Below are 10,389 nucleotides of genomic sequence, written 5' to 3'. Positions count from 1 at the left end.
TAATGATCTTTTCCACTGTGTTTACTTTAATGTAAACCCATTTCCGGACAAGACAAACCTTTTGCACCTCTGGTGCACCTGTCCTACCAATAAAAATCCCCCAGAGGGGGAATAGGTTTGTAGAAATAACGTCCCTCCCCTTACCCGAACCCCAGAGGGGTTCAACTCGCGCTGATTAATCAATCGGCAATAATCATTTTGTGGGTTAACTTAAACTCTCAGAGGACCCTGAGGGGACATGACTTTCCAACTTTCGGACTTTTACTTAAAACTTTCTAACATAATGCGTTATTTTACATCATGTCGCGTTTCAAAGTATTTTCGGTTGTTATACACATTGCCGGCTGGCTGCTGTTCATGGCTTTCCCGCTGGCTTTTTTAAATAGCCGGTCACTATACAATACTTCTGTTACTTCTTTTCTGGAAAAGCCGGCCTACTGGATATTTTGCCTCACTTATATAGTCCTTTTTTACAGTAACGCTTACCTGTTCATTCCGCAGTTCTTTTTAAAAAAGAAGTATTTGATCTACACTATTATCTGCCTTATTTTATTAGGATGCGTTTATATGCTCCGCCCCTTTGACATGTTGCTGCGGAGTACCGAGAACTGGCGAATGCGCAGCGGGATGATGATGCCAGGGCCTCCGCCTTTTGATGGTCCCCGCTTTGGCCACCATAGGTTTGATGCCCTTTCTCCGGATACACAGGGCGGCTTTGAACGGTCGCCATATTTCCGTCCCGATTCATTAGGGCAAAGAAACGGCTTCAGGCATTTACGCAGATTCAGGAAGCCATTTGACAGTACCAGCCTGTTCATTTTTTTGATGATCATGGCCCTGAGTACCGCTATAAAAACAGTGCAGCAGTGGCAGCTTACCGAACAACGTGCAGCCCGGGCCGAAGCCGATAAAACCAATGCCGAGCTCTCTTTCCTGAAAGCACAGATCAATCCGCACTTCCTGTTCAACACGTTAAATAATATTTATACGCTTGCTGCTATCAAAGATGATAATGCGGCAGATAGTATCATGAAGCTCTCGAACATTATGCGCTATGTTACCGACGATGTTGCTGAAGACTTTGTACCACTGCAAAGCGAAATTGATTGTATCAGCGATTATATTGAATTGCAACGCCTTCGCATAGGCAAAAATACCGCAGTTAACTTTGAGGTTAACGGGAATATCGGCATAAGAAAAATAGCGCCCCTGGTAATGATGACCTTTATCGAAAATGTTTTTAAATATGGCGTGAGCAAACATGAACCATCGGCTATAGATATCAGGATCAATATCCATGAGCTTGATATTTCCTTTTATTGCAAAAACCGGATCTTTGGTTTACAGAAAAGCGATTACCAGCGCACAGGCATCGGCATAAAAAACACCAGGCAACGGCTGGAGCATTTATATCCCGGCAAACATTTGTTAAGCATAAGCAGTCTCAATAATGAGTATATTGTTCAACTTACTTTACAAGCTTAAATTATGGTGCTTAAATGTATAGCTATTGATGATGAACCGCTTGCCCTAAGGCTCATAAGTGATTATGTATCGCGTTTCCCTGCGTTGCAAATGGTTAATACGTTTGAAGATGCCATTACCGGAGCCGAGTTTTTAAAGACAACCCCTATCGATCTGCTTTTTGTTGATATCAACATGCCCGATATTACCGGGATCGATCTTGTACGTTCCCTTCAGGTAAAACCCATGGTAATATTTACTACAGCCTATAAAAACTTTGCCTACGAGGGCTTTGAACTGGAGGCACTTGATTATATTTTAAAACCGATAGATCTTAAGCGTTTTACCAAAGCCGTTGAAAAAGCTGTTGATTATTATAAATACAAAAATAAACCCGATGCTGAAGAGGCCGACGAAAGCCTGTACGTGTACTCCGAATATCGCATGGTTAAGATAGACTTGAGTACTATCGAGTATATTGAAAGTATGGAGGATTATATCAAGATCCATATCACCAACGATAAAACGATCCTCACACTAATGCCGATGAAAAAGGTATTGGAAAAACTGCCTTCAACAAAGTTTCAGCGCATCCACCGCAGCTATATTGTACCTGTTAACAAGATCAGGTCTATTCAAAACCGTAAAGTACAGCTTACCGACGTAGAATTGCCGGTAAGTGAAACTTATAACGATTTTGCCCGCAACTGGGCTAAATTGAAATAGAAAGCTCCCAGGTGGCTAAACCAGCCACTTCCATTACGTTCGCCTATACAAAACTGCTATTCATCGATACATAATTGATGAAGACCCGCTATGCCCCCATATTTATATCATAAACCAATTATAACCCCATAAATGGTTTATATAATACCCCTTTTCATAATAGTTGCGATAGTAGCGTCTGTATGTTAGTAGTACATGCAGGCGCTTTTTTAAAACAGTATTCCGTTGGAAGCAAAAAAGTTACTCCCCCTAATCAGCTTTTTTCTCATTGTATTAGCCCGTAAAACAAATGCGCAAAGTTTGGGTGACCCGGTAGTCAGCATTACTTTCGGCTCGGGAATATCTACACATTCCGGGGCATTGCCAGCCGATTCGGGTTCGACGAGTTATACCTACAGCAGCAACGATTTTCCGAGCGATGGTTCCTATACCATTGAAAATACAACCGCAGGCGCAGGCAATGTTTGGTGGTCGGCTACAGATCATACCGGCAATACCGGCGGCTATATGATGGTGGTAAATGCCAGCGTATCCAAAACCGATTATTTTTATAAACGTACTATTACGGGTTTGTGCTCCAATACAACCTACCAGTTTTCGGCCTGGGTAGTGAATTTATTAAGGAGCAATGATATAAGCCCGCCCAATATCACTTTCGCTATCGAAAAAACGGATGGCACAACCATTCAAAGTTTTAATACCGGTACTATTGCCCGTACCAGCGGCAGCTATAAATGGGTACAGGAATCATTTAATTTTACATTACCTGCAGGCGTTGGCGATGTGGTAATCAAGATGATCAACAACAGCGCCGGCGGTGCCCCTGCGAATGACCTTGCAATTGATGATATTGTTTTCAGGCCTTACGGCCCGGTTATAGCGGCAAGCTTCAGCAGTTCAAGCTCGACATTAACAGCCTCGGCTTGTTCGGATGTTCCGCAAACATATACACTTAATACCACTATCCCCAGTGGCTACACGGTTTTGTGGCAATACAAAAACGGCAACGGTGCCTGGACAGATCTCGCCGGAGCAGGCAGCACCAGCTCAAGTTACCAGATTACCTCACCAACGGTGGCTGGCACTTATTATTACCGGGCCGTAACAGCACAGGCAGGTAACATCAATTCGGCACTCTGCCGGTCGGCTTCAAATGTACTTACACTTACGATTGGTACACCGCCTTCATCAACGGCAACTGCCAATACGCCCGTTTGCGCCGGCACAACTTTAACGCTAAGTGCATCAACCGGGGTAAGCTATCAATGGACAGGCCCAAACGGATTTACATCGGCCATTCAAAACCCAACAATCAGCAATGTAACCGCAGCAGCGGCAGGTACATATTCCGTTAGGATTAAATCGTCCTCTAACTGCGAGGTGGTAGTACCATTGCAGGTTGTGGTAAATGCCCTGCCTGTTGCGGCAGTTGACGCCGTTGAACCCATTTGTGAGGGCAATTCGGCAACATTAAATGCCAGCGGAGGCTCAACCTATTCATGGTCGCCTACAACGGGCCTCTCAGATGCTAATATTGCCAATCCCGTTGCCAGTCCAACAGACACTACGCTTTATACGGTTACAGTAAGCAACGGCACCTGTACCTCAACAGCTAATGTACAAGTGAATGTGCTTAAAAAGCCTGTTGCTAACGCAGGTCCCGACAAGCATATTACCCAGGGCCAGTCAACTACGCTTAATGGCAGCACTAAAGGCACAAACGTAAGTTACTACTGGACCCCGACCGATTATCTGAGCAGCAGCCTTGAACTTAAACCAACCGCTTCACCAATGGAAGATATCACCTATACCCTGCATGTGGTATCAAACTCGGGTTGCGGCGATGAAGCTACTGATGAGGTGTTTGTGCGTGTTTATAAAAAAGTAGTTATCCCCAACACTTTTACGCCCAATGGTGATGGTGTTAACGATACCTGGGCCATTGAAGCGCTTGATACCTACCCAACTTCAATCACCCAGGTATTTAACCGCTATGGCGCGCTGGTATTTAAAAGCACCGGCTACCCCCAGGCCTGGGACGGCAAATATGGCGGCCGGGTTATTCCATCGGGTACGTATTACTATGTGATAGATTTAAAAAATGGGAACGTGATGAGCGGCTGGGTGATGGTGGCGAGGTGAGTTTTGGGGTTCATGGTTACTGGATCATAGTTCATAGCAAAACAGCGAAGAAAATAAGGGAGCCACAATTGCCATGAACCATCATCTATGAACCACTAACTACCCCCACCACATTCAGCAGATAATTATCCATCATATCAATATCCACCACATCATTCAAAAAGCCGATGTGCATATCCGGGCGGATGATGAGCGCTTTCTTTTGATTTTCTTTAATTTCGAAAGCATCAAAAATGTGCTGGTTTTTGGCCGATGGGGGCAAGTAAAAGAAGTTAAGATTGGCCCCATAGTTTTGAGTGATCCATTTGGCTACGGTGAACAGGTCAAGCTCCTTGAGTTTGCCTAAACAAATGAGCGTGAAGCCTGGTTTGCTGCACCATTCGTGCAGGTCAGTTTCCAGTTGCCGCTTTTCATCAAAAACTTTGAGGTAGGGCAGCCTGTCGCCAGCTTTGATTAAGGTGGCGTGGCTCAGGTTAAGGTTTATCGGGCTATGGCGATAAGCTATACCGGTTTGTGATACCCGTTTAAAAAAAGCTTCGCGCAAATTGGGCTTGCTCCACACCCATTTTAAAGCAATGGGCAGCAAATACTTCTTCAGTAAATTAATGAACCAGTTGCGCGAAAGTATCATTTTAAAGATCCGGTCGGTAGTATTGAGCAGGTCTTTGGCTACAGGCATCCGTTCCTGGGCGTAACTGTCCAACACCGATGCTTTAAGCTGATCATTAACCACACCTGCCAGTTTCCAGGCCAGGTTATAGGCGTCCTGCAATCCGGTATTCATGCCCTGCCCGCCAACCGGCGAGTGGATATGCGCGGCATCGCCAACTAAAAAACAGCGCTGCTCCCTGAATTTATCGGCCATGCGATGGTGCAGGCGGTAAGTGGTGAACCAGTTGGTGTGTTCAACAATGATCTGCTCTTTGGTAACATCCCGCAAGTGCGGCAATACCTCTTCAATCTGCAGTTCGTCTTTTTTATCAAATTCATCGGGCAGGTTACCTACAACGCGGTAGCTCCGCTCATTGGGCATAGGAAAAAAACCTGCAAAACCTTTTTTTGAAAGGAACAGGTTAACCTTGTCTCCGAAATCGGCATCTATTTTAATATCTGCCAAATAAAACTGGTGCTGGTAAGTATCGCCATTAAAAGGAATATTCAGTTGCTTACGCACAGTGCTATGTGCGCCATCTGCTCCAATCAGCCAATTGCAGGTGATGATTTGTTTATCATCGCCGCTTTGCAGCTGAAGGGTTACTTTACTGCTATCCTGGCTTAGTGACAGCAGCGAAGTATTCCAGTATACAGGGCAGCAATTCAGCGTAATAAAATCAAGCAATAACCGCTCGTTTTTACTTTGCGGGTACATCTGGATAAAGGGGAAAGCCGTTTGCGTTTCGCCAACATTTGCCAGCGAAAGGCTGGCTACTTCGATGCCCTCCTGGTTAAATTGTACACCACCACCGCGTTTGCCATCGTTGAGCACTTTATCGATGACTCCCATTTGCCTATAGATTTCCATAGACCGGGCCTGCACCGCCAATGCCTTTGAGTGTGAGGTTGGCCCCTGCTTGCTATCAATAATTACCGGCTGCACGCCATATCGTAAAAGCTGGGCAGCCATCATCAAACCTGATGGACCGGCACCTACTATTACAACGGGGCTATGCTGCTGGCTTATGGTCATTTATTACCGTGATAGAGTAAAAATATGGTAGGACGTTTATGCAGAGCAGGTACTTTCTTTTGCCATTCGGCTATGGTCTTGGTCTGTACAAGTTCCGTAGCGGAGGTAAGGTCGCAAGCAATACAAAGCTTGGTTTTAGGGTTGCCTGTTTTCAGGATCTCCTCCAGCATTGGGTTATTGCGGAAGGGGGTTTCGATAAACATTTGGGTTTGATCAAGCTTTACGGCAGTATTTTCCAGTTCCTTGATCTTTTTAGCGCGAAGTGCTTTATCGATAGGCAGGTAGCCATGAAACGCAAAACTTTGACCGCTAAAGCCAGATGCCATCAGCGCCAGCAAAATAGAACTTGGACCAACCAGGGGCACAACCTTAATACCCATGCGATGAGCCTTATCAACAATTTCGGCACCGGGATCGGCAACGCCGGGACAGCCGGCTTCGCTCATCAAACCAACATCATTACCGGCCTGCAGGCCCTTAAAAAAATCGGCCTTGCCCATATCGCGGTTATGCTTACCGTAATCGTGGATCACCAGTTCGCTTTGCGGAGTTTTTAAACCGGCTTCTTTTAAAAAGCGGCGGGCGGTTTTTTCATTTTCCACAATGTACTCTTTGATACTGTTGATAGTATCAACCAGGTAGGGTGTAAATGATTTTGCGGCCGCGTCATCGGCCAGCGGTACGGGAATTAAATAAAGGGTTCCATAGGGCATATTGCAAAGTTGGTGTTTTTTGTTTAATTTAAGCTATCAAAAGGAGGCTGAAAAATGAGGCAATTAGGTGTAAACTGGTTTATAGAGGGCCATATTGACTTTGAATACAAAAAATATATCCTGTTAAGCTACCTGCAGGAAATCAACAGCCACTTTGACAACAGCCGGTTATACCCCAACCTGGCCGACCTTATTTTTCACTATAACAACCTCATCGATTTTAAAAAGAATAAAACGCTGCTACAACGGGCTTTCCCGCAACGCTTAACCCAGGCTGATATCGAAGCAGTAAAACTTACCTATCAAAAGATCATTACAGATGATCAAAGGATGCTGGAGATAGAGCAGATCATTACCTATGCCCTCGGCAAAATGGACCCGGCTATAAAAACCGGCAGGGACATTTATGACTTTGTTGAAAGCCATGTTAATATTGATCCGGTTGGCATTATCCCTTTAATGCCTTATCATGGCTATTTTTCTTTACGAAACGGAAAAGAAAGTACCAACCGGATCTATGAATACCAGATCACTATTTTTGAGGATAAGAACGATAAATATCGCGGCATTAATGTAGCTTTTGTTGATACTTATGAGCAAAGTATCAGTAATACACCCGAAAGCATAAAGCTGAACCTTATTAACCGTAATAAGTTTTTACCCAACCCTGCAGTTTACTATGTACATAGTGATATCACCTTCCCGCTGGAGCAAACGCTGCTGCCCGTAGCTAAAAGGAGTTTGGTTAAATTTATCTCAAATGCGGCATAGTTACGCATGTTGTTTCTATTTAGTGCTTACGCCGATTCTTTGTACAATACCATTCCTGCGTGATAGTATACACCATCTCTGAAATCGCCTTCGGCTGTAAAGCCAGTGTCGTCAAGGTATTCAACATGATTGCCTAATACACTGTAGTAGCCTGTGTAGGCATTTTGTTTATCGCCGCGGGCTTCGGTATAACGGCCGTTGGGCAAAAATTCGTGACGGATCAACCCATCGCGGGTAACCCATACACCTATATAATAGTGTGCGTTTATTGTTGTATTGCTGTTGAAAGTGTTAAATCTTTCCATGCTTCTAATTCGTTTTGAACGAAGGCAAGCTTTTTCTCAACCAGGCCGTAAGCATCTTCGCCTAAAAATAAATTTAGCGGCGGGTTGGCTTCGTTAGTTATGCTGATCATAGCCGCGGCTGCCTTTTCTGGGTCGCCGACTTGTTGCTTGTCCATGTCGTTTTGGTGAAAATTTACTGTATCGCGAACGTTTTGATAGTCGGCTATCTGGTTTTGAGGTACCGCCAATGAGCCGGCCGACAGGAAATTAGTCCTGAAATAACCCGGTTGTACGATGGTAACCTTTATGCCAAACGGCGCAACTTCGGCCGATAGGGTTTCGGAGAAACCGTTAACAGCAAACTTGGTAGCGCAATAAATGCCGCCACCTGCAAATGCACCGGTAAAGCCGCCTATCGATGATATATTTAAAATATGCCCCGATTTCTGGGCGCGCAAATAAGGCAGCGCCTTGCGGATCACATTCAATGATCCGAATACGTTAACCTCAAAATTATCACGGGCCTCACGGTCGGTCAGTTCTTCGATGCCGCCTAATAAGCCATAACCGGCATTATTAACAACAACATCAATTTTTCCGAAAGCTTTCACTGCAAGCTCTACAGCTTCCTTTACGCTGTCTTCGTTGGTTAAGTTAACGGCAAGCGGCAAAAACTGCCCGTTATGCGCATCAACCGCTTTATTCAGATCGCTTAAATTGCGCGATGTAGCGGCTACCTTGTAGCCCTCGCTTAATAGTTTTTTTACCAGGGCAAGTCCCAGGCCTTTTGAGGCGCCTGTTACAAACCACACTTTGTTGTTTTCCATAGTTTTATTTTGATAGATTTTGATTTTATTGATTTGTTACTGCTTTACCGGTAATATTTGATTTTCGCTTATTTTGAAGAGTTAAATCTCCGGCAATTGATATTATCGCGTTTGCCCAAGCGGCCTTACCACAACCTCGTTAACGGAGATATTGTCCGGCTGACTTATAGCATAAATAACTGCGTTGGCAATAGCCTCTTCATCAAGCTTAGGCATATTGGCAAGGTTGCCATACAAACTTTTAATCTTAGGGCTGGTAATATCATGCCCTAACTCCGACTTTGTAGCGCCGGGGTAAATAGTAGTCACCTTGATAGTTTGGGCAACCTCCTCGCGCAGGGTTTCCATAATGGCCTTAACCGCGAATTTGGTACCACTGTAAACGCCTATACCCGGCGATGTTTTTAAACCACCAACAGATGATGTTGAAACAATATGCCCTTCGCCGCGCCCGAGCATATGGGGCAGTATAGCATTAATGCCATACAATACACCTTTAATGTTAATGTCAATCATTTTATCCCACTCATCAACATGGCCTTCTTCAAAAAAAGAAATGGGCATGATGCCGGCGTTATTCCACATTACGTCAACATGGCCAAATTTGGCTATAGCCTGCTGAATAAGATTGTCCAGATCGGCACGTTTGGTAACATCGGTTACTACATAGATGGCATTCCCGCCAATTTCTTCAACCAGGGCTTTCAGCTGATCTTCCCGGCGGGCGGCCAATACTACTTTTGCGCCAAGCTGAGCCAGTTTACGGGCTGCCGATGCACCGATGCCACTGCTGGCACCGGTTATCACAATCACTTTATCTTTGATACTTTGCATTTTTATTGTTTTTATACAGGTAGATATAGGGTAACAGAATAAAATTTAGAAATCGGTTGAGCAGGTTACATCCTGCCATTGCCTGATTTCCTGGTGTAAAGTATCAAGCTTAGCCAAGGCACGATTGTATGCATCACCACCTAACAGCAAGTATAACGGCGGGTTCTCCTCGTATACCGCGTTGATAATCGCGGTAGCGGCTTTTTCCGGGTCGCCTGCTTGCTTGCCATCCATTTTAAGGTATTTGTTGTGAATGGCGCGTACCTCTGTATAATCATCAATCTGATTGCCGGTAATGGAAAGCGAGCCCGCGGTAAGGAAACTGGTGCGGAATGCACCCGGTGCAACCACGGTTACCTTAACACCAAATTCTTTAACATCCGCAGCAAGCACTTCAGAAATGCCAATTACTGCATATTTAGATCCGGCATAAATAGCCCAGCCTGTATTTGCTGTAATACCTGCTATAGATGAAATGTTGATGATATGACCCGAGCGCTGTTTGCGCAGGTAAGGCATTACCGCACGGATTACGTTCAATGTACCGAATACGTTTACATCAAATGCCATGCGGGTTTCGGCATCACTAAGTTCCTCAATAGCACCGCCTATGCCGTAACCGGCATTATTGATCACCACATCTATGCGGCCAAAAACTTCATGAGTATGCTGTAAGGCAAGCGATACACTGCTTTCATTTGCCAGATCGACCTGGAGGGGTAAAAAATTATTGCTTGTTGTATTAACCGCTGTGGTTAACTCCTGTAAATTTCTGGAAGTAGCGGCAACAAGCTGTCCTGCATCCAGTAGTTGTTTTACCAGGCTCAGGCCAAAACCTTTTGAAGCTCCGGTAATAAACCATACTTTGTTGTTGTCCATAAAAATTGTCTGCTTTGTTTATTAAGATAGACAAAGTTACATTGGCAACAAAGGGGAGACAT

10 protein-coding genes are annotated in these 10,389 nt (G+C 44.7%); 4 read left to right on the top strand and 6 right to left on the bottom strand.

All coding sequences use genetic code 11. The annotated features are described in order from the left end of the window. The first annotated feature begins 300 nt into the window (after positions 1-300). The 3 genes from AC59JO_RS27875 to AC59JO_RS27865 all read left to right on the top strand — a co-directional run bounded on the left by AC59JO_RS27875 (position 301) and on the right by AC59JO_RS27865 (position 4,332). Positions 301-1,485: a sensor histidine kinase gene (locus tag AC59JO_RS27875; RefSeq protein ID WP_497309579.1), complete on the top strand. Its 1,185-nt coding sequence runs from the start codon at positions 301-303 to the stop codon at positions 1,483-1,485. Positions 1,486-1,488: 3 nt separating this feature from the next. After that, the gene (locus tag AC59JO_RS27870) at positions 1,489-2,190 is read left to right on the top strand and encodes a LytR/AlgR family response regulator transcription factor (RefSeq protein ID WP_497309577.1); all 702 of its coding nucleotides are present in this window, start codon (positions 1,489-1,491) and stop codon (positions 2,188-2,190) included. Between the two features lie 225 nt (positions 2,191-2,415). Continuing rightward, positions 2,416-4,332, top strand: a complete 1,917-nt coding sequence (locus tag AC59JO_RS27865) for a T9SS type B sorting domain-containing protein (RefSeq protein WP_497309575.1) — start codon at positions 2,416-2,418, stop codon at positions 4,330-4,332. Positions 4,333-4,417: 85 nt separating this feature from the next. Here the strand turns inward: AC59JO_RS27865 and AC59JO_RS27860 are convergent, their stop codons facing one another. Next, a complete protein-coding gene (locus tag AC59JO_RS27860; RefSeq protein ID WP_497309573.1) occupies positions 4,418-6,019 on the bottom strand; it encodes an FAD-dependent monooxygenase in 1,602 nt (533 codons plus the stop codon). Next, positions 6,016-6,732, bottom strand: a complete 717-nt coding sequence (locus AC59JO_RS27855) for an SAM-dependent methyltransferase (RefSeq protein WP_497309571.1) — start codon at positions 6,730-6,732, stop codon at positions 6,016-6,018. Before AC59JO_RS27855 ends, AC59JO_RS27860 begins: the two co-directional genes overlap by 4 nt. Before the next feature lie 54 nt (positions 6,733-6,786). Between AC59JO_RS27855 and AC59JO_RS27850 the strand changes: the two genes are divergently transcribed. Further along, positions 6,787-7,503, top strand: a complete 717-nt coding sequence (locus AC59JO_RS27850; RefSeq protein WP_413670288.1) for a hypothetical protein — start codon at positions 6,787-6,789, stop codon at positions 7,501-7,503. Between the two features lie 26 nt (positions 7,504-7,529). Here the strand turns inward: AC59JO_RS27850 and AC59JO_RS27845 are convergent, their stop codons facing one another. The 4 genes from AC59JO_RS27845 to AC59JO_RS27830 form a co-directional block, all read right to left on the bottom strand. Then, positions 7,530-7,808, bottom strand: a complete 279-nt coding sequence (locus AC59JO_RS27845; protein ID WP_091209855.1) for an Atu4866 domain-containing protein — start codon at positions 7,806-7,808, stop codon at positions 7,530-7,532. Continuing rightward, the gene (locus tag AC59JO_RS27840; RefSeq protein ID WP_497309569.1) at positions 7,769-8,614 is read right to left on the bottom strand and encodes an oxidoreductase; all 846 of its coding nucleotides are present in this window, start codon (positions 8,612-8,614) and stop codon (positions 7,769-7,771) included. The genes AC59JO_RS27845 and AC59JO_RS27840 overlap by 40 nt, the downstream gene beginning before the upstream one ends. Before the next feature lie 102 nt (positions 8,615-8,716). Further along, positions 8,717-9,448, bottom strand: a complete 732-nt coding sequence (locus tag AC59JO_RS27835) for an SDR family oxidoreductase (protein ID WP_497309567.1) — start codon at positions 9,446-9,448, stop codon at positions 8,717-8,719. A 45-nt stretch (positions 9,449-9,493) separates the two neighbouring features. Next, on the bottom strand, positions 9,494-10,327 hold the full coding sequence (locus AC59JO_RS27830) for an oxidoreductase (RefSeq protein WP_413670291.1): 834 nt from the start codon (positions 10,325-10,327) through the stop codon (positions 9,494-9,496). Positions 10,328-10,389 lie beyond the last annotated feature (62 nt).

It is taken from the genome of Mucilaginibacter sp. A5337 (assembly GCF_059690695.1).
This window is presented reverse-complemented; position numbering and strand designations above follow the sequence as displayed.

Excerpts from the sequence above, each read along its gene's own strand:
- AC59JO_RS27830 (WP_413670291.1), bottom strand. The coding sequence starts at position 10,327 with ATGGACAACAACAAAGTATGGTTTATTACCGGAGCTTCAAAAGGTTTT.
- AC59JO_RS27840 (WP_497309569.1), bottom strand. The coding sequence starts at position 8,614 with ATGGAAAACAACAAAGTGTGGTTTGTAACAGGCGCCTCAAAAGGCCTG.
- AC59JO_RS27835 (WP_497309567.1), bottom strand. The coding sequence starts at position 9,448 with ATGCAAAGTATCAAAGATAAAGTGATTGTGATAACCGGTGCCAGCAGT.
- AC59JO_RS27875 (WP_497309579.1), top strand. The coding sequence starts at position 301 with ATGTCGCGTTTCAAAGTATTTTCGGTTGTTATACACATTGCCGGCTGG.
- AC59JO_RS27860 (WP_497309573.1), bottom strand. The coding sequence starts at position 6,019 with ATGACCATAAGCCAGCAGCATAGCCCCGTTGTAATAGTAGGTGCCGGT.
- AC59JO_RS27870 (WP_497309577.1), top strand. The coding sequence starts at position 1,489 with ATGGTGCTTAAATGTATAGCTATTGATGATGAACCGCTTGCCCTAAGG.
- AC59JO_RS27850 (WP_413670288.1), top strand. The coding sequence starts at position 6,787 with ATGAGGCAATTAGGTGTAAACTGGTTTATAGAGGGCCATATTGACTTT.
- AC59JO_RS27845 (WP_091209855.1), bottom strand. The coding sequence starts at position 7,808 with ATGGAAAGATTTAACACTTTCAACAGCAATACAACAATAAACGCACAC.
- AC59JO_RS27855 (WP_497309571.1), bottom strand. The coding sequence starts at position 6,732 with ATGCCCTATGGAACCCTTTATTTAATTCCCGTACCGCTGGCCGATGAC.